Source organism: Acidobacteriota bacterium (assembly GCA_016716905.1).
In the GTDB taxonomy this organism is placed as follows: Bacteria; Acidobacteriota; Vicinamibacteria; order Vicinamibacterales; family SCN-69-37; genus SYFT01.
This window is the reverse complement of record JADJUS010000022.1, coordinates 1,682,736-1,706,025: the sequence shown is the minus strand read 5'-3', so window position 1 is coordinate 1,706,025 and position 23,290 is coordinate 1,682,736. Positions and strand designations below refer to the sequence as shown.

Below are 23,290 nucleotides of genomic sequence, written 5' to 3'. Positions count from 1 at the left end.
GCCTTCCGATCTCGGCACTTGACCGCAAGCTCCTGCGGGACTTGTGGGAGATGCGCAGCCAGGCGCTTGCCATCGCGCTCGTGATGGCGGCCGGCGTGGCGATGTACGTCACGTACCTGTCGAACTTTGACTCACTGCGCCGAACCGTTGAGACCTACTACGAGCACCAACGGCTGGCCGATGTCTTTGTGTCGCTCAAGCGCGCACCCGAGCGACTCACTGAACGTCTGCGCGCCATTCCGGGCGTTGACGTGGCCGACTCCAGGGTGGTCGCCAGTGTCACGCTCGACGTGCCGGGGTTCAACGAACCGGCGGCCGGCATGCTGGTGTCTGTGCCCTCTGGCCATCGGCCGAGGCTCAACGATGTGTTCCTGCGACAGGGACGCTGGCCTGAAGCCGGACGCGCCGATGAGGTGCTGGCCAGCGAAGCGTTCTGCGACGCCCATGGGTTTGAGACCGGCGCCGAGTTCGCGGCCATCATCAACGGCCGCCGACGAAATCTGCGCATTGTCGGCATCGCGCTGTCGCCCGAGTTTGTGTATTCGATTCCGCCGGGCGAGATGATTCCTGATGATCGGCGCTTCGGTGTGTTCTGGATGGAGCGGCGCGCGCTGGCATCGGCCTACAACATGGAGGGTGGATTCAATCAGGTGTCACTCTCATTGGCACCAGGGGCGCGTGAAGAGGAAGTGCTTGCTGCCGTCGATCGCCTGCTGGAACCCTATGGCGGCCTGGGCGCCATTCCACGCGCGCGCCAGTTCTCGGCGTGGACGCTTGAGAACGAACTGACACAACTGCAGACGTTCGGCTTCCTGGTGCCGTTGATCTTTCTCGCGGTGGCGGCGTTTGTCCTGAATGTGGCGATGGTGCGCGCACTCGCCCTGCAGCGACCGCAGATTGCGGCACTCAAAGCGCTGGGCTATTCCAACCGGCAACTGGCATGGCACTACCTCAAGTGGGCGCTGGCGATCGCCGTTGGCGGCGCGTTTGCCGGCGTGGCACTCGGCGGATGGCTCGGCACGGAGATGATTGGTCTCTACAACCAGTACTTCCGTTTTCCCGATCTGCACTACCGGCTCTCGGGCGATGTCGTGTTGGGCGCGGTGGCGATCAGCCTGACGGCTGCGGGCCTCGGTGCCTGGTCGGCAGTGGCGCGCGCTGTTCGTATCCCACCAGCTGAGGCGATGCGCCCCGAAGCGCCCGCGCGCTACCGCGCGAGCTTCCCCGAACGCATGGGGCTGAGCCGCTATCTCAGGCCCACCACACGAATGGTGTTGCGCAACCTCGAGCGTCAACCACTGCGCGCAGCGGCATCGATCCTCGGCATCGGCATGGCCGGCGCTGTGCTGTTTGTGGGTTTCGTGTTCATCGATGCCATCACGGTACTCGTGGATACGGAGTTCCAGGTGCGCATGCGCCAGGACGTGACCCTGTCGTTTGTTGAGCCGCGATCGGCGAGGGTCGTTCACGACCTGTCGCGGTTGCCAGGCGTGATCCGCGTCGAAACGCAGCGCACGGTCCCCGTTCGTATTCGTGCCGGCCATCGCGAACGTACCCTTGCGATCACCGGCCTTCCGCGCGATGCCACATTGAACCGGGTGATCGACCAGGATGGCGGCGAACACGCCATGCCCGCCACGGGCCTGCTGATGTCGTCCATGCTCGCGCAAGCGCTCAACGTCTCACCTGGCGATCTTGTAACGGTTGAAGCGCTCGAGGGCGCGCGTCCCGTCACCCAACTCCCAGTGGCGGCATTGGTAGACGATGCGATGGGGCTGCAGGCGTATATGGAGGTGGGCGAACTGCATCGCATGATGCGCGAAGGCGACCTGGTGTCGGGCGCGTACCTGCAGGTGGACGAGTCGCGCATCGGCGAACTGGATGGCCGGCTCAAACTTGTTCCTGCCGTAGCCGGTGTGGGCCTGACCGAAGCGATGCGGCGTAGCTTCCGCGAGACGATGGCTGAGAACATCAGCCTGCAGATTTTTATCAACGTCATCTTCGCCGGCATCATCGCGTTTGGTGTGGTCTACAACGCCGCGCGCATTTCGCTGTCGGAACGCAGTCGCGAATTGGCCAGCCTGCGCGTGCTCGGCTTCACGCGGAGGGAGATCTCCATGATCCTGCTGGGCGAACTTGGCACGGTGACGGCACTGTCGCTGCCACTCGGATCGCTCATCGGCTATGGCCTGAGCCGGCTGATTGTCGGGAGCTTTGCCAGTGAGGTGTATCGGATCCCGCTGGTGGTGAATGCGAGCACGATCGCCTGGACCTGGATCGTGGTCGCCGTCGCCGCAGTCTTGTCGGGCCTGGTGGTGCGGCGACGACTGGACCAACTGGATTTGGTGGCAGTGTTGAAGTCACGGGAGTAACGATGAAGACGCGACGCTGGTCGAGATTCGTATGGTGGGCCGTGGGCCTGGGCCTGGTGGGTCTGCTGCTTTTTGTCGCGCTCCGGCCGACAGTCATCGAGGTGGATCAGGCCACCGTCACGCGCGGACCGATGTCGGTGACCATCGACGAAGAGGGTGAAACGCGCATTCGGCATCGCTTCGTCGTGTCGGCGCCTGTGTCGGGCCGGCTGCAGCGGATTGAGTTGGAACCGGGCGATCCCGTGGTCGCCGGCCGCACGGTGGTGGCACGGGTCCAGGCAGAGGCGCCACCCCTGCTCGACTCGCGAACGCGCGCCGAAGCCGAGGCCGGACGATCAGCTGCAGAATCGGCACTTGGCCGGGCACGGGCCGAAGAACAGCGGGCGATCGCCGCGCTTGACCTGGCCCGCCGGGACCTGGCCCGCGAGCGCGAGTTGGACAAAGGCGGACTCACCACGCGACAGGCGGTGGATGCGCGCGAGTCTGCGGTACGCAACGCCGAGGAGGTGGCCCGTGCCGCGACGTTCTCGGTCGCGACGGCCGGGTCTGAACTGCAGCGGGCCGACGCGCGGTTGCGACCCGATCGCCTGGATTCCGAAGGCCGCGTCCTCAGCGTCGTGGCGCCCATCAGCGGCGTCGTCCTGCGTCGTCTTCGGGAGAGCGCGTCAGCCGTGCCAGCCGGCGAGCCGCTCCTCGAAATCGGCGACCCGTTGAACCTCGAGATCGTTTCGGACCTGCTCTCAACTGATGCCGTGCAGGTTCGGCCGGGCGCGAAGGTCCATCTCGAGCAATGGGGCGGCGACCGCCCGCTCAGCGCGCGCGTCCGTCGCGTCGAGCCGTCGGGCTTCATGAAAATTTCGGCGCTCGGCGTCGAAGAGCAGCGCGTGAACGTGCTCATGGACGTGGACGATCCCGCCAAAGCTCCCACGGTGCTTGGCGACGGCTTCCGCACCGAAATCCGCATCGTCATCTGGGAGGCCGATAGTGTGGTCCAGGTGCCGACGAGCGCGCTGTTCCGCAAGGGTGAAGGCTGGGCCGTCTATGTCATCACCGGCGATGTCGTCCGCCTCACCGACGTGACTATCGGCCATCAGAACGGCCAGGTGGCCGAAGTCCTGAGCGGCGTTGCACCCAGTGACAACGTGGTGGCGCATCCACCAGACACATTGTCGGATGGCGCGAGAATTCTGGTGCGACCCGCGCGCTGAGCGTAAAGTGAAGTCATGGCGCATGGCGAACAGCATCGAACGGGTCGAATTGGATGGCTGCGCGCGGCCGTGCTCGGCGCCAACGACGGCATTGTGTCCACGGCGAGCCTGGTGGTGGGTGTCGCGGCGGCTGACGCGACCCGCGGCGATGTGCTGATTGCCGGCGTCGCCGGACTCGTCGCCGGAGCGCTCTCGATGGCGGCTGGCGAGTACGTGTCGGTCAGTTCGCAGGCCGACACCGAGCGCGCCGACCTGGCGCGCGAACGGCGCGAGTTGGCGGAGTCGCCCGAAGCCGAACTGGATGAACTGACCGGAATCTACGTCCAGCGCGGGCTCGATCCGGCACTCGCGCGCACCGTGGCGGAGCAGTTGACGGCCGGCGACGCCCTGCGCGCGCATGTGCGCGACGAACTCGGCCACTCCGAGGAGTTTGCGGCGCGGCCGCTGCAGGCGGCGCTGGCCTCTGCGGGCACGTTTGCGGTGGGCGCCGCCCTGCCACTGATCACGGCGGCCCTGGCCTCGCAGGCGACGATGTCGTGGGTGGTGGCCGGTGTCTCGCTGGTCAGCCTCGCGGGCCTGGGCGCGCTGGCGGCCCGAGCCGGCGGTGCGTCGGCGGCCGTCGGCGCCTGGCGCGTGGCGTTCTGGGGTGTGATCGCGATGGCGCTCACGGCCGGCGTCGGCGCGCTATTCGGGACGGCCGTCTAAGATCTATTTCACCATGTAGGGCCATGAAGATCCATGAAGGGCGCGGGGTTGAGTGCCGCCTTCGGCGGCATGCACGATCGGAAGGACGCCACAAACGAACCCACCGCCCACATCAAACGGTGCGTTCGTTTGTGGTGTCCTTCCGATCGCGCAGCCCGGCAGAGCCGGGCCCTCAACCCCGCGGCTTCCGACGCTGCCCTGACACTTCATGGATCTTCATGGAGCTTCATGGTGGAAGCTCTTGCTGGAGCGGCTAAGGCACCCAGATGGCGTAGAGCAGGTACGTCAGGACGCCGCCGGCCAGAAGTGACAGGAGGCCGGCGGTACGGTGCTTGTGGAGAAACCACAGGAGCACCAGTCCGGTCAGCGACACGAAGACCAGCAGGAGGGCCGACACGTCGATGAGGATCTTCCAGAGGTCGCCCGACTCGCGGCCCTTGTGCAGATCGTTCGCGATGGCGACAAATCCCATACGAAGTTCGATCACTTCGTAGCGTCCGGTCGCGCGATCGAGAAACACATCCGCGGAATATCCAGGAGACTTGAACGTGAGCGCCGCTTCGGCAGGGTCGAGCCGGAACTCGCCCAGCGCGCCCTGGATGCCGTGTGCGCTGCGGAGGTGCTCAACGACCTCAAGCTTCTTCACGAGGTCGTCAGTCGTATTCGTCCACGACGAGTCGAGTGCGCCCTTGAGAGTGATGGTCTGACGCTGGCTCGAAAACCACTGCGGATGATTCAGCGTGAGCCCGGTGACGGCGAAAAAGAAGACGACCGCGAAGCTGCCCATCGAACCGTACACATGCAGCCATCGCCCGTACCTGGCGACGACCCGTCGTGTGCGCAGGCCGCTATTTTGCTGGGACACGGTGGTAGTCGAGCGTTGCGGACGACACCTCGACGTTGCTGCCGAGATCGATCTTCTTCGGCACGCCGGTGAAGTCCATCGCCTGCCGCATGATTTGATACGTGCCGCCCTCGCGGACAGCTTCGATCAAGACCGTGTAGGTGCCGGCCTTCACCAACTGGCCCGAGTTGTTCTTGCCGTCCCAGACGAGTTTGTGAACGCCCGGGCCGCGAGTGGCGCTCGACACCGACGCGAGCAGTTCGGTGCCCACCGCTTCCATGCGCTGCTTGTCACCGCGAAGCCACTCGCGCATTTTGTAGTCCCAGGTCGGGTCCTTCAACAAGTGCCAGACGCCGAGCGTGCGCAGCGGGAACCGCGCCGCGTTTTCGATCCACACGGCGACGTACGGACGCAGGCCCTTGCCCTGTGGCGGAGCGAGTTCGATCGTGACGGTGAGGACAAATTCCGGGTTCCAGGTGCCCTGTTCCGCCGCACTCAACGCCGCGACGGGCGAAGGTACCGGCGGCGACGGTGACGCGGAAACAAGTTCGCGCCAGCCGGCGCTCTCGATCCGGTTGCCGTCCGCGAGCACGAGGAGGTACTCAGCGCCGGCCACACTCCGAGAGAGTTTCGCAATCTCGGCAGGCGTCAACACGCAGAACGCCGTCGCCAGCGCGCCGGCGTCTGAAGCGTCCCTTGCCACAACGGTGGCACTGAGCACATGGCCAGTCGGGCGACCGGTGCGCGGATCGACAATGTGTGAATAGTGCGCGCCGTTGATGTCGAACCCGCGCCTGTAGCCGCCGCTTGTGGCGACGGCCAAATCGCGCACGGCGACATGTGTGAGCGGTTTCGCGTTGTCGAACGCCGCAGCGGGATCGGCGATGGCTACGCGCTCGTCCATCTGGCCGCGCACGACGAGGTCCCCGCCGATGTTGACCACCACGCCCCGGACGCCTGCCGTACGGAGCGCGACACCTGCCGCGCGGTCCACGATGTAACTCTTGGTGAAGGTGTTCAGCACCAGCGGCGCGTCGCTCAGCCGCGTGGCGGTGCGACGTTCAGGGTCGAGGCGCCAATGCGTCTGACGCACGCGGCTGACGGCGTCCGCCAGTTCGTGATCGGTCGGCAAACGCCCCGCGCTTGCAGAGGCCTTCCACACGCGTGAGACCGTCTCCGCCGCGGCGTCGAGTGCGCCGTCGGTACGGGCGCGCCACTGATCGAAGTGCTGCAATACCTCGAACAGCTCGGGCGAGACGCCGACGGCGACATCGCGTGTGTTCATCCACCGGCTGAACTCACTGGCGCGGTCGTAGCCACTGAGGATGCCGGACTGACGGGCAATTTCGGCCAGCACGGCGTCTGCGGCAACATCCGCGACACGGCCGGAGGTGGCCTGAATCTTCAGGTCGAGCGAAGTCCCGAGCACATGGTCGTAGGACCGGATAAAGACGCGGTCTTGCGGCTGCAGCGCCACAGCGCCAAGGGCCACGGCGACCACAACGAACAATGCCGCAAGACGCCTCATGCGGTCCTCCCGCGCAACAGCTCTTTCCTCACTTGCTGCACAACTTCCGGAAATTCACGTGAATCCACAAAATGCCCACGATCGCTGAACTCATGATAACTGCACCGCAGCTGCGCGGCCACATACCGGGCCTCGGCGATTGGGATGTGCGGATCGTCGATGGAATTAAAGACGGCCATCCACTGCTGGTTGTCGCGTATGCGCTGCCATTGCCACGGCGCGCTGTAGTATCCGCTGGCGGCTTCTCCGCCGTCGCCCAGGTCGGTGTGGCACACGCCCACCAGGACTGACCCAAGCAACCGGTGCGTCTCCGCGTACCGCATGGCCGCCACGGCGCCCGACGAGTGGCCAATCAGGATGGTGTGTTCGTCGGCGCCGAGTGATTCGATGAACGGCAGCCAGTATCGCGCGCGCGCTTTCACGTTGTCGGGGAACGTCTGATTGATGACTTCAATCCCCAAGCCGGTGAGTTCGCGCTCGAGCCACGGCAGCCAGATGTCGCCCGCAGTGCTGCCGCCGTTGCCATGGATGAGGATGGCCTTCACGACGGGCGCAGGCGTCATGGACGAGGCGCGCCTATCAGGAGGCGATTCTTCAGCGTAATTTCGGCGGGGATAATCTGGGTCCACACACGATAGCCCTGCTGTTCGAGTCGAACGGCGCGCATCGCGTCGATCGCCATCGCTGCATCCACCCAACCCGTCAGCGGACCGGTGTCGCACGTGTCTGCATCATGGCAACACGGCAGCACCGCCACACGCGCGCGTGCGGCGGTGGCCAGGCTCAGCACCTGATCCGTCAGCGCACCGCACGCATGACACGACACCACCACATCGCCTTCACCGAGGGCCACCGAGTCCATCGGTGCCGCAACGAACGTCACGCGGCCGGCGAGACGCGGCCACGCTTTCATGAGGGCCTGATGCACCTGTTGGGCCGAAGGCGGCACCGCCGTGTCGACGACGAGAGCCGACGATGAGGAGTTGTCGAGGAGCAACAGGGTGTGCGCCAGCAGGCCGTGGCCGCCGCACAGGTCCACCACTCGTCCGCCACGAAAGAGGCGTCGAGTCCGCCGGGCCAGTTCCCAGGATTCGTACAGCTCCTTGCGCGGCAGGCAGCCGGCGTTGCACACGGCTCGGCCGAGGCGATCAAACAGTGTCTGGCCGGGAAAGCGGTCGAGGTCGTACGCGGTCAACCGGCCGCGCGAAGCATGTGAAAACGCCGGCGGCGCCTGGCCCACGCTCAGTGGGCTGCGGCGGCCGCGCAGTCGCCGAGATACTTCGACGTCTTGAGCCACTGTTGATCGGGATAATACGCGAACAACAGACCGCCGCCCTTCACCCGGTCAATGACCTCGCGCGCGATGGACTCGCGGAGCGCCGGGCATCCCCAACTGCGCCCGAGGCGTCCCTGCGCGCCGGCAAACGCCTCGCTCACGTACGGCGCGCCGTGTATCACGATCGCTCGTTCACGCGCCCGATCGTTGAAGCCCTGATCGAGGCCGTTGAGGCGCAGTGAATAGCCGTTCTTGCCGACATAGGTCTCGTCAGTGACAAAGAGACCGAGGCTGGACCGGTGTGTCTCCGGCGTGTTGGAGAAGGCGGTCGCATAGTTGTCGCCGGTGCCTTGCCCGTGCGCGACCAGTTCTTCGTACAGGAGCGCGCGCGTCTGCATGTCGAAGACCCAGAGCCGCTTTTCAGTTGAGGGCTTCGAGTAGTCGATCACGGTCAGTGTGGTTGGCTGCGTCGCGCCGGCCCGGACCGCGCACGACGCGGCACTCCACGCCAGCTCAAAGACTTCGGCACGAATCGGGCCTTCAGCCGGTGGTTCTGCCTCCGCGCGCATAGTGCCCAGCGGCACGACGACAATCGCGGCTGCGATAAGGAAGGCGCGCAAGAATGGCACACGTGAACCGACGTCGTAGCTCGGCGGCATGGCAACTCCCGGATTGTAGGGGTGCGCGATCGACAGAGCATCTGCCGTACACGCAGGGGCAGTATACCATTTCCGGTCGATTCACTTCCTCCGGTCGATTCAGTGCCTGCGGTCGTATCCGTAGACGTCAGACTTGAAGTGGAGTCCTTTCTTCGCGTCGACCCACGCCGTGAAATAGACGATATGCACGGGAATCGTCGAATTCAGCCTTACGTGGTTTTCAATACCTGAGTTCATGGCCATCAGGATCTTCGGTGTTGTCCAGTCAGCGTCCGACCTCAGCACGTACTTGGCCAGTTCCTCGGGTTCTTCCACCCTGATGCACCCATGGCTGAAGGCGCGTCCTGTGCGGGCGAAGAGCGCGTCCGCCGGGGTGTCGTGCAAGTACACGTTGTGCGGATTGGGGAACAGGAATTTGACGTGACCCAGGGCGTTGGTCGAGCCAGGCCGCTGCCTGAACGCAAGCTGCCGAAGCTCCTCCGGGTCGTCCCAATTCACGTCGGAGGGGTTGACCAGCGTGGGGCCTGAGGCCGACACGCGGAGGATCTCCATGTTGTTGCGCGCGAGGTACTTGGGGTCCTTTGCCACGGCGGGTGCCGTCTCGCCCTGCACGATGCTGTCGGGGATGTTCCAGTAGGGACTGAAGACCACCGTCTCCATGAGGCCACTGAAGACCGGCGTCTCGTTGCCGGGCTTGCCCACAACCACCCGGATGTCTTTGATGGTCTTGCCGTTCTCGCGTGCCATCAGCAGGTACGAGGGAATGTTCACCATCAGGTGCTGCGCCCCAAGGTCATCAGGCATCCAGCGCCAGCGTTCGAGATTCGTTGCAACCTGATGAATGCGATCATCGATCGACACCTTCATCGCAGCCCGCGTCGCGGCATCGATCACGCCTGAGGGCTCGGGATGCACAGGCTGAACTGTCGCGAGCCATGCCGAGACGTCACCTGCGGCAGTGTTGAGTGTGCCGGCGAGGTCGGGCGCCACGCGGCGTGCTTTCCATGAGGCCACCTTCGGCTTCGTTCGGCCCACGGCGACATCGCGACCCAGCGAGAGCAGCGCGGTGGTGACGCGGGCTTCGAACTCAGCCAGTTGCCCGTCGCGGCTGGCGTCGCCTTTTCCACCGGTCGAAAGCGCATCCCGCATCTGCGCGATTTTTGCCGCGCCGTAGTTGGCTGGGTCCAGTCCGTGTTCGCGCGCAGACTGCAGTGTGTGAAGCGCGTCGTTGGCCTTCGACGTGGGCTCATCCGTGACCCACGCGGGTTTCCCTTCGCGCAACCGATAGAACTCATGCACGTCGTCCCAGACCTCTGCCTTGGCGGGCTGCTCCGCGGGGACGACCTGAGAGGGCTTTCCGGCGATGATGGCGCCGAGTGCGACCGCCACTGGATCCGGCTTCTGGGCGCGACCGCAACCGGCGAGCATGGTGGCTGACGCGGTGGCAAGCGCCAGGACCGAGGAGACGACAACAAGCGGGACACGGGGCACCCACCCATCATAGGAAGCGGTGGCACTGGTCGGCTGTCAACAAACGCACACAGGTCCGCGTCCCGGGCTGAAGCCCGAGACCTCCGTTCGACACGCCCTAGTCGGCCGAAGAGGCCTTCACTGCGCCGACGGGGTCGAACGGCAACGACATCAGTGGGGCCACAACAACGCGCGCGGGGGCATCACCGATTGAATAGCGGAGGTACTTCAGCAGGAGCGGCCGCGCCCGATAGAAATACATCGCGCCAGAAACCACGGTGAGCGCACACGCCACCAGCAGCAGCTGCGGCGCGAGCGGGAGGTTGAGGACGATCGCCAGGATGGCCGCGAACGTGAAGAAACACTTGGAGCGTCCGATCCGGTCTACGGGAATCGACACGTGTTCGGCAGCGGCATAACACCGCAGGCCCATAACAAAAAATTCGCGCAACAGGATGATCAACACGGCCCACAGGGGCACCAACCCCTGGTAGTTGAGACACACGAGCATGGCCGTGACGAAGACCTTGTCGGCGGTCAGGTCCAGGAACGCTCCGAAGTTCGAAATGGTGTTCTGACGGCGCGCGACGAAACCATCGGCCATGTCGCTGATGCCCGCCATCAGGATGGCGAAGAAGGCGCCGTCCCAGCGTTGCAGGAGGACAAAGGCTGTGGCAAGCGGTGTCCACAACAGTATTCGGCTCAGGCCGATGTAGTTGGCAATGGTGATGCCTGGAAGAGTGTTGGCCATGGTTCCTCTGCGAACGGTTCGTGAACGTGGCCGGCAGGAGTGGTGTTCACTTCGAGAGGATCCTGTGGGTTGTGCCCGGACTCGCGCCAGAGCATACCGCAAGTGGGTGGCAGAAATCGGCGAAAAGGGATGCTACTTCGAGGCCACAAATGTGAGCGTCCCGGCGTAACGATTTCGGGTGTTGGTGAATCCCTCGCCGCTGCCCTTTTCATCTTTCCGGACTATCACGACCGTATAGGTCTTCCCTTCCTGCAACGGGGGCGCGGCGGCGACCTCGGAGTTGGCTGGCGGTACGCCATAGGTCAGGGGCGAATTGAGCAGATTCGCGTAACCGCCGGAACCACTGGCGGACCAGGCCGCCCCGAATCCGTCGCCGTCTTTCGGGCCTTCATACACGGTCAGCGTGTACGCGGGAGACGGCAGCCAGGAAATCTCCGGACGCAGGCCTTTGCCCACAGTCACCACCGGCACCTGGGTGCGGTCGAATCGATTGCAGCTCGCCGCATTCAGCGCGACGACGAGCATCAGCACACCGCGACAGACTCTGACCATTGTGGACCTCGCGATGAGTCTGCCCCACAGCGGCGCAGGTTGCCAATCGGACTCCGAAGTTGACAATATTATTGTAGTACGATAATTAATCATTGCACTGGAGCAACTTAATGTCTGACCAGCCCCTGATCCACGGAGCCCTTATGTCCCGACCTCAGTCCACCAAGACCACCCGGATGTTCGTGGAAGCCACCATTCCGATCCTGATCGCCGCCATCGGGCTTCCCCTCATCGGCGCGTTGTATCTCATCGCCACCGGCAGCATGAGCCACGTTGGCCCAATGACGACGGCGCAGGCGCTGGTCTTGCGAGTGGCTCAAGCGATTCCGGCCGTGCTGATGGCTTTCGCGATGTTTGCGCTCCGAAGAGTGCTCGTGGAATACGAACGTGGGCAGTTTCTGTCGGCCCTCGCTACCACCAGCTTCAAGCGCGTGGGCTATTTCGCGCTGGCCGCCATTCTCGTGAAGGTGGTCGGTGCACCGGCGGTCCAGGCCGCGTTCCTGGGGAATTGGCTCGTTCTTCTTTCGTACAACACGTTCGACGTGAGCCTGCTGTTGTTCGGCGCCCTGCTCGCGATGGTGGGCACTGCGTTTGCCACGGCGGCCGCCGCGATCAAGGCCGAGAACGACGAGATCGTCTGATGCGCATCATCGTCACGCTCGACGTGATGCTGGCGCGCCGCAAGATGCGCGCGAAGGATCTGGCGGAGCGCATCGGCATCACGGAGGCGAATCTTTCGCTGCTTCGCACGGGGAAGGTGAAGGGCGTGCGGTTTGAGACTCTTGGGAAACTCTGCGAGGCGCTCGATTGCAAGCCGGGCGACCTGATCGACGCGGAACCGTGACTGGTGAGAGGATTGCGCATCATGACTGTGAAGCCGAAAAACACGATCTGCCTCTGGTTCGACAAGGACGCACATGACGCCGCGCGCTTTTACGCCGCGACCTTCCCGGATAGCGCGGTAACGGCTGTGCACAAAGCGCCGGGGGATTACCCGAGCGGAAAGACGGGCGATGTACTGACGGTGGAGTTCACCGTAGTGGGCATTCCGTGTCTTGGTCTCAACGGCGGTCCGGACTTCAAACACAGCGAGGCGTTTTCCTTCCAGATTCTGACGGACACTCAGGAAGAGACGGATCGCTATTGGGACGCGATTGTCGGCAATGGCGGCAAGGAGAGCCAATGCGGCTGGTGCAAAGACCGCTGGGGCCTGTCGTGGCAGATCACCCCGCGTGCGCTGACGGAGGCACTCTCGGCTGGTGGCGCCGAGGCCAAGCGCGTTTTCGCAGCGATGATGACGATGGGGAAGATCGACATTGCCACCATCGAGGCCGCGCGCCGGGGCTGACGGTCGACGACAGTGTGCCATTCGGGTCAGCGCTGAGCCGGCAGGACCGGGCACCATGGGGTCATGAGGCGTCGGGACCGAGTTAAGCCGCACCACCCACACCCGCACCATCCAGAGAAGCGACGCCGAAAAGGGCGGCATCGGCGCCGCCTGCGCTCGATGCTGCTGGCGGGCACCGCGTTGGTCGCGCCGAGTGCCGTCAAAGTGCCGGTCGCCGGGCCATTGCTGATCGCCCCGGAGGCCATCATGCAGGCCGTGGTGACGCCGCCGAACGGCATGGTCAGCACCTCAGCGACGTTCCGACTGCTGCCCGAATCCCCTTTCGAAGGGCTGATCCATGAAGCGGCGATGCGCTTCACGCTGGCGCCCGCGTTGATTCGCGCCGTGATTCGGGCCGAGTCGAGCTTTGATCCGCGCGCGGTCTCAAGCGCCGGCGCGCAGGGCCTGATGCAACTCATGCCGGCGCTCGCGGCGGACATGGGCGTCGCCAATGTCTTTGATCCGCGCGAGAACATCATGGCCGGTGCGCGGTACCTGAGCGCGCTCATCGCGGATCAGCACGGCGACGTTGCGCTCGCGTTGGCCAGCTATAACGCGGGGCCCGGCGCGGTTGAACGCTACGGCGGAATTCCTCCGTTCAAGGAGACGCAGCGCTACGTCAAGGCGATCCTCGATCACATCGCGCAGAGCGAGTTGACGCCGGATTAGAGTGGTGACGAAATGAGGGCTACAGTTTTTTCCGGCATCGTCGCGATCATGCTCGCGGGGTCGGGTGCGTGCGCCACGCTTGAGCGCCTGGCGGCTCTGGTGCAGGCACCGCAGTTTTCTGAAGTTGATGACCGTCGTGCGGAGATTCGTCTGGTGGGGCCGAGTTCTGATGCTCCGCTTGGTGGCGCGGCGATTCGGCTGTGGACTCGCGTGCGGAACCCAAATGCCTTTGGCTTGACCCTGACCACGCTGCGTGGGTCGCTGTTCCTTGAAGGCAGTCGCGCCGCTGAAGCAGATTTTCCTCTTGGGCTGCCGCTGATTGCCAGCGGGAGCGAGGTGATTCCGCTCGACCTGCGCGTCAGCTTTGCGGATATCCCCGGTTTGGCGAACGCCATTCGCCGAGCGGTGGCAGGAGACCCTCTGGCCTATCGCCTCAATGGAACCGTGGGTGTGGATGCCCGCCAGTTCGGCACGCCAACATTCGGCCCCATGGACCTGCTGACAGGCGAGATCCGGCCGCCTCGCTGAGAGGCAGGGATTCGGGCCCGGAGCGACGCGAGTCGCGCAGGGCCTCAATCGGCGTCACAGCCAACGAAGGAAACCGAAGGTTGAATGAGTTGGCTGGGACGCAGGGATTCGAACCCCAATAAGCAGAGTCAGAGTCTGCTGTCCTACCGTTGAACGACGTCCCAGCAATGAGCCCGCAGTCGGTGAGAACCTTCCAAAGTTACCAGTACCAGCCGGGGCTGGGCAAGCGCCAGGGGTGTGGTGGTCGTTCTGTCACAAAAACGCCCTTGAAAGCGACGTGATGAATTTCACACCCGGCACAACCTTGCCCGAGAGCCGGTCGTCATTTGTGATGAACATGTCGATGCCCGCGGCCGCGGCGCAGGACAGTTGCATCGCGTCCGTGGCGGCCATCGAGCGGTCCGCGCGCAACGCCGCGTAGTGCCGCGCTGCCGTGGCGTCAAAGGGCAGGATTGTCGCGGCGCGCGCGATCGCGGTCTCGTAGACGTCGGCCACGCCTGCACCGGCCGCGACCGGCCGCACCAGAACCTCGCCCATCGTGACGCTCGACGTGAACAACTTGTCCCCGCGCGCCAGCATCCGCTCTCGCAGCCGCTTCACGTCATTCGCAGACGTTCCTCCCTGGAAGAGGTAGAGGAACAGATGCGTGTCCCAGAAGATGCGCGTCATGACTCGGGCCCTCGCAGGCCCTGGATGAACGCGTCCACCGCTTCCCCACCCCAGAGCGCGCGCCCGCGGCCAAAGAGCGCGAGCAGCGGATCGACCTGCGCGACGCGAGCCGACCACTCGTGTTCATACCAGTCAATCAGCTCGTGATAGCCGGCCGGAATGTCGTCGCGGCGCGGATGCGTCTTCGATCCATCGCGACGCGGATGCGCCGGATCCCCTTCGCGGAATAGACGACGCTTCGAGGGACCCGTTGAGACGAGCATTCGATACCGCCCTGGATTGGGCGGCACATTGGCCACGCAATGCACCGAAATGTGCGGATACACGCCGGCCCTGACCCCTCCGGCGAGGTTTTCCTGGCGCAACCGGTGCTCGATTTCCTTGAGGGAAAACTCCCCGCGAGTTGGCTGCTCCCGCGAAAGCAGGGCGGTCGCGATCCAGACCTCGTCTGCGACTTTGATGTCTCTTGGCATTATTTCTAAGATAACTTAGAAAATGCTATATTTCAAGTTAAAGTTGGTCATTTAGGAAAACTAAGTGCCGCGGCCTTGAGAACCAGGCCGCGCTACGAAACGCCCGTCAGTTCCCAGCTCCCCAGTTCCTAACTTCCCCAGTTCCTCAGTTCCTCAGCTCCCCAGTTCCTGAGCGGCGCGCTCGCCGATCATCCAGCAAGCGGCGTTGGTTTGGGCGTTAACGACCGTTGGCATGATGGACGCATCGGCCACGCGCAGGCCCTCGATGCCGTGGACCTTAAGGTGCGGGTCTACCACCGCATCGGCTCCCCGGCCCATGCGACACGTGCCGCCGGGGTGGTAAATGGTTGAACACGTCCGCCGGACAAACGCGCGGACCTGGTCCGGCGTCGTTTCCGTGTCGAGTGGGTCGGCCGCAGCGCCCTTCAGGCGGGTGTAGGCGCGAGACGACGCGATGGCTCGAGCGAGGCGGACGGCTTCGAGCGCAGCGTCCATGTCGCGCGCGTCGGTGAAGTACCCGGCGCGAATGATGGGCGCGGCCAGAGGATCGTCGGAACGCAGGGAGATCGAACCTCGACTATGCGGCCGGCACAACGTGACTGAAAACGCGATCGCCGGATCGGGCGCGCTGAGTCCGCGTCCTACGTAGAACTGCAAGTCGGGTGCGCCAGGATTCGCGCCGCGCACCGAGTGCGTTAGCAACCCCGCCGACACCGATGACCCCGGCAGCGTTGTGAGGCCCGACCACCGGAATCCGATACGCGGATGGTCGTGCAGGTTCGCGCCCACACCGGACAGGTCGCGCACCACTGCGATGCCGTGCGACCGCAAGTGATCCGCTGGCCCAATGCCCGAGAGCATCAGGATCTTCGGCGACTCAATCACGCCGGCCGACACAATCACTTCGCGACGAACATTGACGCGCTCCACCACCGGCTTCGCGCCTACTCCACCACCGCGGAGGTACTCGACTCCGGTGACGCGGTTGCCGCTGAACAGCAGACGTCGCACGTGCGACTGTGGTCGAACCGTGAGATTGGGCCGACTGAGGATCGGTGTGAGGAAACCTGCGGCAGCGGAATGACGCCGGCCGTCGCGCAGGTTCTTCTGATAGAACCCCGCGCCGTTTTCCTGTTGCGCTCCATTGAAGTCCCACTGGGGATCGGCGGCAAACCCCAGCTCGAGCGCGGCCTCGAGAAACGCGAGGTGGCCCGCATGAGGATCGGTGGTGTCGGCCACGGCCATCTCGCCGCCGGCGCCGTGATACGGCGACGCACCGCGCACGTTGTCTTCCGACTTCCGGAAATACGGCAGCACCTCGCGATACGACCAGGCCGGACCCGCCTCCGCAGCCCACCCATCAAAATCGAGCTGATGTCCGCGCACGTACGCGGCGGCGCCAATCGCGCTCGATCCGCCGTAGGTCTTTCCGCGCGGCCACTTGATCGATCGGCCACCAAGACCAGGTTCCGGTTCTGTGGAGTAATTCCAATCGACGTCTGATCCGCTGAGCGACGTCCACTGGCCGATCAGCGGGATCAGCGGATTCGTATCCGGACCACCCGCCTCGAGCAACAACACACGCGTCTGCGGGTCGGCGCTCAATCGATTGACAACCACGCACCCACTGGACCCTGCGCCGATCACGACATAGTCAAACTCGTCGTCTCCCCTGACCGCGCGCGGGATCAAGGCCGAGGCGCCGGCGATCATCAGTGAGTCCCGCAGAAAATCCCGACGTGTACGTGCTGTTGGCATGCCCCTGCACAATAAAAGACGTCGGGTGTCTTTTTCGCCAAAAAAGACACCCGACGTGATTATTTTGCCGGGCGCAGAGTGCGGCTTGCCCAGAACAGGACACCGGCCGCCGTAAACAGGACGACCGCCGACCGCCCGAACTGGTTCGCCTCGTCGGTGAACTGCATCACGACCAGGGCAATCATCGCGGCCACGCCAACGGCGAACAGCCCGCGGTCTCGCCTGTCTGCACCCTCGCGTATGGCACTCACCGCCAGTACGACCAGAGCCACGCTCGGCAGCGCAATCCACACCCACGGCCACCACGCCGGCGGAGGCGTTCGGCCGCCCGCGACCAGACCAAGCACCATCCACAACACGACGAGGCCGCCAAACATCAGTGGGCGTCCGCGAGCGGCCTTCTGCGCACTCGACGGCCACAACGACACCATCGTCAACGCGACCAGCAACGTTGCGCCGGGGACGACGATGGCCGGGTCGCCCCATAACATCGGCGGTGCACCACCCTGGAGCGCGGCGACGCCCTGGAATGTGAGACCCGCAATGACCAATCCCAGCGCGGGCGTCGCCCTTGCGAATGCGGGCCGGCGTCCGTGCGGCAAATGTGCCCACACATCAAGTGCGCCGCCCGCGGCAAGCAGCATCACTCCTGGAATAGACGATGCCTTCCAGGTATCGAGACCAATCAGAACCACCCACGTGCCAAACGCGAGGGTGAGCACGCCGCCTGAATACGGATTGGTGCGCCGCTCCGCCGCCACGGCGAGGAACGGAAACACAAACATGAACGCCCACGGTGCCGGTGGCCGACCTGTCTCGGTCATCGCCCAGAACGCGAGCACACCGGCGCCAAGTGCCGTGGTGATGGGCGATGCCGTGGCCAGGGCGGTCACCGCAATGGCGAGCGCCCAGAAGAGCAGCGGCATCGAATTCGTCCGTGGCAGGTTGAGCCATTCGGCCACCGCCGCCGAAACCGCGCCGGCCGCAAGCGCGCCGGCGAATGCGAACAACTCGGTGCGACGATCCTGACCGCGCCGCGACGCTTGCCACGCGGACACAAACAGCGCGAGCGCAACCGCGATCGTACCGCCAAGCTTGAGGCGGACGTCGATCGTGGCCCAGTTCCACGTCACCAGCAGGATGAAACCAAAACCCGCGACGAGCCAGGCCAGCCACACCAGCGTGCGCGATGTCAGTTGTTCGTCATGTGAGGGATAGCGATCGAGGATGGCTTGACGCTGCGCCGGAGTGATGACGCCATCAGTTTCCCAGCGCTCGGCTTCGCGCGTCAGCCACTCGGGACGCCGCATCGTCAGACGTTAACACGGGCTACAACTTGCCGGCCATCTCCACTTCGAGGCCGCCAGCGGCGGAACGGCGGAAGGTCAGCGTGAGGCCGAAGCGGTGGCACACTTCGTGGACCACGGCGAGGCTCAGACCGATGTCGCCGCGCAGGCCGGCACCGCGGCCTTCGTCACCGCGGAATCTTCGCACCGCGTTCAAACCGCGAAGCTCGGCGGGCAGAATTTCCGTGCCCGTATCGGTGACGCGAAGCGTCCACACGCCGGCGGCTCGCTCCACATCAAGTGTGATGCGTCCGCCCTCGCCGACCCGGAGCAGCGCATTCGAGAGCAGGTTGCGCACGGCCTGAGTCAGAAACGCGGGGTCGCCGGTGAGGACGATGCCCGAGTCGAGCTTGGTGACGTCGAGGCGCACACCCCGACGGTGAATGGCGGGTTCGAATTCGCGCGCAGCCACCTGCGCGGCCGCAGACACATCAGCGGTGCCCTGCACACGATCGCCTGGGTCGCGGAACCTCGCGCCCGTCACCAGGTTGCTGAGGTGCAGCGCCACCTCGGTGACCTGCGCGATGTCGCCGGTGGCGAGTGCGGCCCGCATGGGCTCGTCCGCTTCGTTCGCCACGTAGGCGACAAAGCGCCGCAGGTCTGCTTCACGATCGCGCACATCGGTTTGCAGCCGGCGAAGGTCCACTGTCGCTTCGTTGAACGCAAACCCGAGGCCGCTCAGTTCATCCCGCCCACTCACAGCAGCCGGTTCGCGGTATTCGGTACGCGCGGACTCGCGCATCCTCGCGCCAACCGTACGGATCCGGCGTTCGAGCGGCCAGCCGACGACCATCAGTACCAGAAACGCGCCCGTTGCCAGGAATCCGAAGATGCGCGCGTGTTCGGCGAGTTGTCCGGGAGGCGGGTGCATTCGGAAGAACAACACGGCACACGGACCGCTCCAGCCTGTGGAAAATACCGTTTGCACACCGGTGCCTTCGTCGCTCTTGAAGGGCTCCGTCACTGCGGTATCACCCCCACGCAGGGCGGAGCGTATCGACACCGGCAACCTCGGCGCGGCCGTACTTTGTCCGACGTACTCGATGTCGTACGCAAAAAACTCCACCGGCCTTGGCGTCGCATCAGGCCGGTGCGCCAGCACATCACCATCAGGCAACGCGAGTATCGCGGCTGTGGGCGCAGCTTCCCGCGGACCTGCCAGAAACCAATTGGGATTGGCCTCACACCTGGCACGCACCAATTCAGTCGCGAACGACGCCGCATATCTTTCGATCGCAACTACGCGGTCGCGAGCACGCACGCGCTCAATTCCCCACGACGCCGCGGCCGCAAACGCGAGAGCCAGCAGCAGGCTGATCAGGATTAATCGGCGGATGAGCATAAAGACCTATTCCAGACTGCGCCAGACATACCAACACGCGATCGACCGATACGGTCTCCACGGTTCAGCGGCGCGCTGCATCGTTCTTTCCGCGGGGCGGTTCTTCATCCCAAGCACGCGTTGCATGCCCTTGACGATGCCGAGGTCGCCGGTGGGGAGGACGTCGGGACGGTGCAGGCAGAACATCAGGAACATCTGGGCCGACCAGACGCCGAATCCCTTGACTGCCACAATCGCCTCAATCACCTCTTCGTCTGTCTTGTCGCGAAGACAATGGAGATCGAGCCGGCCGTCGGCCACATGCGCCGCGAGGTCTTTGAGGTACGCCACCTTCTGTCCACTCAACCCGGCCGCACGCAAATCAGCGGGACTCACCTTTAGCAGGTGTGTGGCCGAGAGCGACGGCAGCAGCCCGATCACGCGGCCATGAATGGTGGCCGCGGCTTTTGTTGACAGTTGCTGCGAGACAAGCGCACGCACGAGAGCCGCCAGCGGATCGCGTGGTTCGAAGTCGGGACGAAGTCGCCCGGTTCGCCGAATAACCTCGGCCAACCGTGGGTCGCGCGCCATAAGCGTACGGCGGGCCCGTTCGAAGGTGGCGCGAGGATCCGTGTTGGTCACAGTGGCTGAGTGCTTTACGACGCGTACGCTCGGAGTCTTTCAGCCACGCGATCTCGCCCCACCAGCTCCAGCACTTCGAACAATCCTGGGCTGACGGCCTGGCCCACCACCGCCACGCGTGTGGCGTGAATCAGCACGCCGGGCTTGATGCCTCGCTCCGCCGCCAGGGCCCGAAGGGCGGCCTCGGTGGCGGCAGGCTCGAGACTGGGAAGGCTTTCCACCACCTTTAGCCATGCGGCCAGGTGTGCGGCGACACCATCGCCCTTGAGGTGCTTGGTCACGGCGGCTTCGTCATACACGACGGAATCGGCGACAAACGGCGCCAGGGCCGGAACGATGTCATGTAGCTTCCGCGCGCGCGGCTTCAACAGATCGATGACGCGAGTGATCCAAGGCATTCCGTAGGGCGTGGCTATAGCCGCGCCGGCCTCGTCAAGGAACGAATCGCGCCAAAGGCCGGCGGCGCTGATGGCCGGCCTGAGGCGGCGCAGGATGTCGTCTGGGGCCAGCCGCATGATGTGCTGCTGGTTGAACCAGTCGAGTTTCTCGGAGTTGAACACGGCGTTGCCGCCGCTGATGCCATCGAGCGTGAAGCGCTCGATGAGCTCTTCGCGCGAGAACACTTCCTGATTCCCGCCAGGCGACCAGCCGAGCAGCGCCAGGAAGTTGATCATCGCTTCTGGGAGATAGTCCTGCGTTTCGTACTCTCCCACCGACGTTGCGCCGTGGCGTTTGCTCAGGCGCTTTTTGTCGGGGCCGAGGATGAGCGGCACATGCGCGAAGTCGGGGACAGGGGCGCCCATCGCCTCGTACAACAACACCTGTTTCGGTGTGTTCGAGATGTGGTCGTCTCCCCGCACCACCTGCGTAATCTCCATCTCCACGTCGTCTACCACGACCGAAAGATGGTAGGTCGGGTAGCCGTCGGAGCGGAGGATCACGAAGTCTTCGATGTGTTCGCGGGCGAATTCAATATGGCCGCGCACGAGATCTGTGAAGGTGGTGACGCCGGGGGGCACGAGGAATCTGACGGCTCGTGGCTGGCTGGCCGCTTCGCGCGCAGCCACTTCGTCGCGCGACAGCGCGTGGCACGCGCGATCGTAGGTCCACGCTGAGCCTGCGGCTTCGGCCGCAGCGCGCTTCGCTGCAAGATCTTCAGGACGGCAGTAGCAGTAGTACGCGGCGCCGGATTCAAAAAGGCGCGACGCCGCCGCGCGGTACTTGTCGAGGCGTTCGGTCTGGAAGTACGGTGCGTGCGGGCCGCCCACTCCGGGGCCCTCGTCCCACGTGAGCCCGAGCCACGTCATGCTGCTCAGGATGCCGCTGATCATGTCGGCCGAGGAGCGCTCCACGTCGGTATCTTCGATACGCAGGATGAATGTGCCGCCGTGCCGACGGGCGTAGAGCCAGTTAAAAAGCGCCGTCCGGGCGCCGCCCACGTGCAGGTATCCCGTCGGGGACGGGGCGAAGCGAACGCGGGGCGGCATCAGGAGATTCTGTCACGGCCACGACGGATCACAGGAGGGCGCCGAGACAGGGAGGCAAACCTCCGGATCACGACGGATCACAGGGAGGCGCAGAGACGCCGAGTCCGGTCTTTCTTTAGAGGCTCAAAACCAAAGTGCCTCTGTGCCTCTGCGTCTCTTGTGATCCTGCGTTAGCGCACGCTGGCCGCACGCATCTCGTAGCGCGGCCTGGGTCTCAAGGCCGCGGTGATGCCGGTTTTGATGCGCGCACGAAGGCGCTGCCGAAGGCGCCGTCAACCAGGGGCGCGATCGTGTCGGCGTCCAGACCAGCGTCGCTCAGGAACTGACGGGCATCGGCGGCACGGTACTCGCGGACGATTTCGATGTCCACGTGCTCGAACCCGGCGTTGGTGAGCTTCGCCTTGAAGTCGTCTTCATGGAGCGCTCCGGCTACGCAGCCGATCCACAGCTCCACGCTTCGCCGGATTTCGGCGGGCACGTCGCGTCTGCGGCTGACGACGTCGGAGACGGCGAAGCGACCGCCTGGCTTCAGCACGCGGAACGCCTCGGCGAGGACTTTGTCTTTGTCGCCCGAGAGGTTGATGACGCAGTTGGAGATGATGACGTCCACCGAGTTGTCGGGGAGCGGGATGTGCTCGATGTGGCCCTTGAGGAACTCGACGTTTGTCGCGCCGGCCTTGCGCTGATTTTCGCGCGCGAGGGCCAGCATGTCGTCGGTCATGTCGAGGCCGTAGGCCTTGCCGGTGGGACCGACGCGTTTGGCGGACAGCAGCACGTCGATGCCGCCCCCCGAGCCGAGGTCGAGGACCACATCGCCCTCGTTCAACGTGGCAAGGGCGGTGGGGTTGCCGCACCCAAGCGACGCAACCACGGCGTGCGCCGGGAGGCCGGCTGTCTGAGACGCGTCGTAGAGGTTGCCGCTGATCGGATCGCCGCAGCCGCATTCGGTGGGGCCGCAGCACGCTTGCGTGCCGCCCTCGGTGACGGAGCGCGCGATTTTGCCATAACGCGCTTGTACTGAGGAAGTCAGTGGATCAAGAGATTGAGGGTTGAGGATTGAGGATTGAGGATCGGGATTGGGGGTCATGTGGTGCCTATCAATTGACAATTTCTGATTGGGGGATCGGATGGCTAATCTGGGGGATTGAGGGATTGAATGGGGTGGCCCTGGGTATATCTGCTGATGCGAATATAGTGGACCATGATATATTCGTCAAGGCGAATATGGCGACCCCCGAACTACCGGCCCTGGAGCAGCTGTTTCGCGCCTTGGCCGACGACACGCGGTTGAGGATTCTTGGCCTGCTGTCGGCCGGCGAGGTGTGCGTCTGCAATATTCATGGCGCGTTGAACCTGCCGCAGCCGGCCGTGTCGAGGCACCTGGCGTACTTGCGTAAGTCGGGCCTGGCGGCCGCCCGCCGCGACGGGCTCTGGATGCACTATCGGTTGGAAATGCCCGCCGATCCGGCGTCGGCCAAGGTTCTGAAGGCCGCGCTCGAAGCGATCGGCTCGGCGCCGGCCGCCGGCTCCGACAGGAAGAAGCTGAGCCGACTGGTGTCGATCCCCCTGCGGGTCCTGAGCGACGCCGCCACCAACTGCTGCAAGCCCTGAGGCCTTCGAGTACGGTATCCTCTTCTTTCGTCCC

General features: G+C 64.6%; 25 protein-coding genes and 1 tRNA gene. 9 read left to right on the top strand and 17 right to left on the bottom strand.

Annotation, left to right across the window (positions count from 1 at the left end; genetic code table 11):
* Window positions 1-8 precede the first annotated feature (8 nt).
* The 3 genes from IPL75_23455 to IPL75_23445 are packed head-to-tail and all read left to right on the top strand — an operon-like array spanning window position 9 to window position 4,285.
* On the top strand, window positions 9-2,372 hold the full coding sequence (locus tag IPL75_23455) for an FtsX-like permease family protein (protein ID MBK9243149.1): 2,364 nt from the start codon (window positions 9-11) through the stop codon (window positions 2,370-2,372).
* 2 nt (window positions 2,373-2,374) lie between these two features.
* Window positions 2,375-3,580, top strand: a complete 1,206-nt coding sequence (locus tag IPL75_23450; protein ID MBK9243148.1) for an HlyD family efflux transporter periplasmic adaptor subunit — start codon at window positions 2,375-2,377, stop codon at window positions 3,578-3,580.
* Between the two features lie 15 nt (window positions 3,581-3,595).
* A complete protein-coding gene (locus tag IPL75_23445; GenBank protein MBK9243147.1) occupies window positions 3,596-4,285 on the top strand; it encodes a VIT family protein in 690 nt (229 codons plus the stop codon).
* A 253-nt stretch (window positions 4,286-4,538) separates the two neighbouring features.
* Here the strand turns inward: IPL75_23445 and IPL75_23440 are convergent, their stop codons facing one another.
* From IPL75_23440 to IPL75_23405, 8 genes are all read right to left on the bottom strand, one after another.
* A complete protein-coding gene (locus IPL75_23440) occupies window positions 4,539-5,072 on the bottom strand; it encodes a PepSY-associated TM helix domain-containing protein (GenBank protein ID MBK9243146.1) in 534 nt (177 codons plus the stop codon).
* Window positions 5,073-5,133: 61 nt separating this feature from the next.
* Complete coding sequence (locus IPL75_23435) at window positions 5,134-6,657, bottom strand: DUF2271 domain-containing protein (protein ID MBK9243145.1); 1,524 nt, start codon at window positions 6,655-6,657, stop codon at window positions 5,134-5,136.
* The gene (locus IPL75_23430) at window positions 6,654-7,220 is read right to left on the bottom strand and encodes an alpha/beta hydrolase (GenBank protein MBK9243144.1); all 567 of its coding nucleotides are present in this window, start codon (window positions 7,218-7,220) and stop codon (window positions 6,654-6,656) included. The genes IPL75_23435 and IPL75_23430 overlap by 4 nt, the downstream gene beginning before the upstream one ends.
* Complete coding sequence (locus tag IPL75_23425) at window positions 7,217-7,852, bottom strand: methyltransferase domain-containing protein (protein ID MBK9243143.1); 636 nt, start codon at window positions 7,850-7,852, stop codon at window positions 7,217-7,219. Before IPL75_23425 ends, IPL75_23430 begins: the two co-directional genes overlap by 4 nt.
* 47 nt (window positions 7,853-7,899) lie before the next feature.
* Window positions 7,900-8,502, bottom strand: a complete 603-nt coding sequence (locus IPL75_23420; GenBank protein MBK9243142.1) for a murein L,D-transpeptidase catalytic domain family protein — start codon at window positions 8,500-8,502, stop codon at window positions 7,900-7,902.
* Window positions 8,503-8,691: 189 nt separating this feature from the next.
* Window positions 8,692-10,083 (bottom strand): L,D-transpeptidase family protein, encoded by a 1,392-nt coding sequence (locus IPL75_23415; protein MBK9243141.1) that lies wholly within the window; start codon window positions 10,081-10,083, stop codon window positions 8,692-8,694.
* 97 nt (window positions 10,084-10,180) lie between these two features.
* Window positions 10,181-10,813: a CDP-alcohol phosphatidyltransferase family protein gene (locus IPL75_23410; protein MBK9243140.1), complete on the bottom strand. Its 633-nt coding sequence runs from the start codon at window positions 10,811-10,813 to the stop codon at window positions 10,181-10,183.
* Window positions 10,814-10,945: 132 nt separating this feature from the next.
* Window positions 10,946-11,365, bottom strand: a complete 420-nt coding sequence (locus tag IPL75_23405; protein MBK9243139.1) for a hypothetical protein — start codon at window positions 11,363-11,365, stop codon at window positions 10,946-10,948.
* 143 nt (window positions 11,366-11,508) lie between these two features.
* Here IPL75_23405 and IPL75_23400 point away from each other — a divergent pair, with 143 nt between their 5' ends.
* The 5 genes from IPL75_23400 (at window position 11,509) to IPL75_23380 (ending at window position 13,949) form a co-directional block, all read left to right on the top strand.
* Window positions 11,509-12,006 (top strand): hypothetical protein, encoded by a 498-nt coding sequence (locus IPL75_23400; protein MBK9243138.1) that lies wholly within the window; start codon window positions 11,509-11,511, stop codon window positions 12,004-12,006.
* Window positions 12,006-12,209: a helix-turn-helix transcriptional regulator gene (locus IPL75_23395; GenBank protein MBK9243137.1), complete on the top strand. Its 204-nt coding sequence runs from the start codon at window positions 12,006-12,008 to the stop codon at window positions 12,207-12,209. Before IPL75_23400 ends, IPL75_23395 begins: the two co-directional genes overlap by 1 nt.
* A 21-nt stretch (window positions 12,210-12,230) precedes the next feature.
* A complete protein-coding gene (locus IPL75_23390; GenBank protein MBK9243136.1) occupies window positions 12,231-12,713 on the top strand; it encodes a VOC family protein in 483 nt (160 codons plus the stop codon).
* A 63-nt stretch (window positions 12,714-12,776) separates the two neighbouring features.
* On the top strand, window positions 12,777-13,421 hold the full coding sequence (locus IPL75_23385) for a lytic transglycosylase domain-containing protein (protein ID MBK9243135.1): 645 nt from the start codon (window positions 12,777-12,779) through the stop codon (window positions 13,419-13,421).
* Between the two features lie 12 nt (window positions 13,422-13,433).
* Complete coding sequence (locus tag IPL75_23380) at window positions 13,434-13,949, top strand: LEA type 2 family protein (GenBank protein MBK9243134.1); 516 nt, start codon at window positions 13,434-13,436, stop codon at window positions 13,947-13,949.
* A gap of 90 nt (window positions 13,950-14,039) precedes the next feature.
* On the opposite strand, the gene IPL75_23375 is transcribed toward IPL75_23380, so the two are convergent.
* From IPL75_23375 to IPL75_23335, 9 genes are all read right to left on the bottom strand, one after another.
* Window positions 14,040-14,113 (bottom strand) — tRNA-Gln (locus IPL75_23375).
* A gap of 88 nt (window positions 14,114-14,201) precedes the next feature.
* Window positions 14,202-14,618: a PIN domain-containing protein gene (locus IPL75_23370; GenBank protein MBK9243133.1), complete on the bottom strand. Its 417-nt coding sequence runs from the start codon at window positions 14,616-14,618 to the stop codon at window positions 14,202-14,204.
* The gene (locus IPL75_23365; GenBank protein MBK9243132.1) at window positions 14,615-15,091 is read right to left on the bottom strand and encodes a hypothetical protein; all 477 of its coding nucleotides are present in this window, start codon (window positions 15,089-15,091) and stop codon (window positions 14,615-14,617) included. Before IPL75_23365 ends, IPL75_23370 begins: the two co-directional genes overlap by 4 nt.
* A gap of 153 nt (window positions 15,092-15,244) precedes the next feature.
* Window positions 15,245-16,804 (bottom strand): GMC family oxidoreductase N-terminal domain-containing protein, encoded by a 1,560-nt coding sequence (locus IPL75_23360; protein MBK9243131.1) that lies wholly within the window; start codon window positions 16,802-16,804, stop codon window positions 15,245-15,247.
* A 104-nt stretch (window positions 16,805-16,908) separates the two neighbouring features.
* Entirely contained in the window at window positions 16,909-18,159 is a 1,251-nt protein-coding gene (locus tag IPL75_23355) for a DUF2157 domain-containing protein (protein ID MBK9243130.1), read from the bottom strand.
* Window positions 18,160-18,178: 19 nt separating this feature from the next.
* Window positions 18,179-19,537: a HAMP domain-containing histidine kinase gene (locus IPL75_23350; GenBank protein ID MBK9243129.1), complete on the bottom strand. Its 1,359-nt coding sequence runs from the start codon at window positions 19,535-19,537 to the stop codon at window positions 18,179-18,181.
* A gap of 6 nt (window positions 19,538-19,543) precedes the next feature.
* Window positions 19,544-20,158 carry a DNA-3-methyladenine glycosylase 2 family protein gene (locus IPL75_23345; GenBank protein MBK9243128.1) on the bottom strand — a complete coding sequence of 205 codons (615 nt, stop codon included), beginning with the start codon at window positions 20,156-20,158 and terminating at the stop codon, window positions 19,544-19,546.
* 14 nt (window positions 20,159-20,172) lie between these two features.
* The gene (locus tag IPL75_23340; GenBank protein MBK9243127.1) at window positions 20,173-21,645 is read right to left on the bottom strand and encodes a glutamate--tRNA ligase; all 1,473 of its coding nucleotides are present in this window, start codon (window positions 21,643-21,645) and stop codon (window positions 20,173-20,175) included.
* A gap of 214 nt (window positions 21,646-21,859) precedes the next feature.
* Complete coding sequence (locus tag IPL75_23335; protein ID MBK9243126.1) at window positions 21,860-22,732, bottom strand: arsenite methyltransferase; 873 nt, start codon at window positions 22,730-22,732, stop codon at window positions 21,860-21,862.
* Between the two features lie 137 nt (window positions 22,733-22,869).
* On the opposite strand from IPL75_23335, the gene IPL75_23330 reads away from it, so the two are divergent.
* Window positions 22,870-23,256 carry a metalloregulator ArsR/SmtB family transcription factor gene (locus IPL75_23330; GenBank protein MBK9243125.1) on the top strand — a complete coding sequence of 129 codons (387 nt, stop codon included), beginning with the start codon at window positions 22,870-22,872 and terminating at the stop codon, window positions 23,254-23,256.
* The last annotated feature ends 34 nt before the right edge of the window (window positions 23,257-23,290 follow it).

Coding starts and splice junctions, on each gene's coding strand:
- IPL75_23450 (MBK9243148.1), top strand. CDS start 2,375: ATGAAGACGCGACGCTGGTCGAGATTCGTATGGTGGGCCGTGGGCCTG.
- IPL75_23400 (MBK9243138.1), top strand. CDS start 11,509: ATGTCCCGACCTCAGTCCACCAAGACCACCCGGATGTTCGTGGAAGCC.
- IPL75_23330 (MBK9243125.1), top strand. CDS start 22,870: ATGGCGACCCCCGAACTACCGGCCCTGGAGCAGCTGTTTCGCGCCTTG.
- IPL75_23390 (MBK9243136.1), top strand. CDS start 12,231: ATGACTGTGAAGCCGAAAAACACGATCTGCCTCTGGTTCGACAAGGAC.
- IPL75_23355 (MBK9243130.1), bottom strand. CDS start 18,159: ATGCGGCGTCCCGAGTGGCTGACGCGCGAAGCCGAGCGCTGGGAAACT.
- IPL75_23335 (MBK9243126.1), bottom strand. CDS start 22,732: ATGACCCCCAATCCCGATCCTCAATCCTCAATCCTCAACCCTCAATCT.
- IPL75_23435 (MBK9243145.1), bottom strand. CDS start 6,657: ATGAGGCGTCTTGCGGCATTGTTCGTTGTGGTCGCCGTGGCCCTTGGC.
- IPL75_23405 (MBK9243139.1), bottom strand. CDS start 11,365: ATGGTCAGAGTCTGTCGCGGTGTGCTGATGCTCGTCGTCGCGCTGAAT.
- IPL75_23380 (MBK9243134.1), top strand. CDS start 13,434: ATGAGGGCTACAGTTTTTTCCGGCATCGTCGCGATCATGCTCGCGGGG.
- IPL75_23410 (MBK9243140.1), bottom strand. CDS start 10,813: ATGGCCAACACTCTTCCAGGCATCACCATTGCCAACTACATCGGCCTG.
- IPL75_23350 (MBK9243129.1), bottom strand. CDS start 19,537: ATGCTCATCCGCCGATTAATCCTGATCAGCCTGCTGCTGGCTCTCGCG.
- IPL75_23370 (MBK9243133.1), bottom strand. CDS start 14,618: ATGACGCGCATCTTCTGGGACACGCATCTGTTCCTCTACCTCTTCCAG.
- IPL75_23395 (MBK9243137.1), top strand. CDS start 12,006: ATGCGCATCATCGTCACGCTCGACGTGATGCTGGCGCGCCGCAAGATG.
- IPL75_23360 (MBK9243131.1), bottom strand. CDS start 16,804: ATGATCGCCGGCGCCTCGGCCTTGATCCCGCGCGCGGTCAGGGGAGAC.
- IPL75_23385 (MBK9243135.1), top strand. CDS start 12,777: ATGAGGCGTCGGGACCGAGTTAAGCCGCACCACCCACACCCGCACCAT.
- IPL75_23420 (MBK9243142.1), bottom strand. CDS start 8,502: ATGCGCGCGGAGGCAGAACCACCGGCTGAAGGCCCGATTCGTGCCGAA.
- IPL75_23430 (MBK9243144.1), bottom strand. CDS start 7,220: ATGACGCCTGCGCCCGTCGTGAAGGCCATCCTCATCCATGGCAACGGC.
- IPL75_23340 (MBK9243127.1), bottom strand. CDS start 21,645: ATGCCGCCCCGCGTTCGCTTCGCCCCGTCCCCGACGGGATACCTGCAC.
- IPL75_23445 (MBK9243147.1), top strand. CDS start 3,596: ATGGCGCATGGCGAACAGCATCGAACGGGTCGAATTGGATGGCTGCGC.
- IPL75_23440 (MBK9243146.1), bottom strand. CDS start 5,072: ATGGGCAGCTTCGCGGTCGTCTTCTTTTTCGCCGTCACCGGGCTCACG.
- IPL75_23365 (MBK9243132.1), bottom strand. CDS start 15,091: ATGCCAAGAGACATCAAAGTCGCAGACGAGGTCTGGATCGCGACCGCC.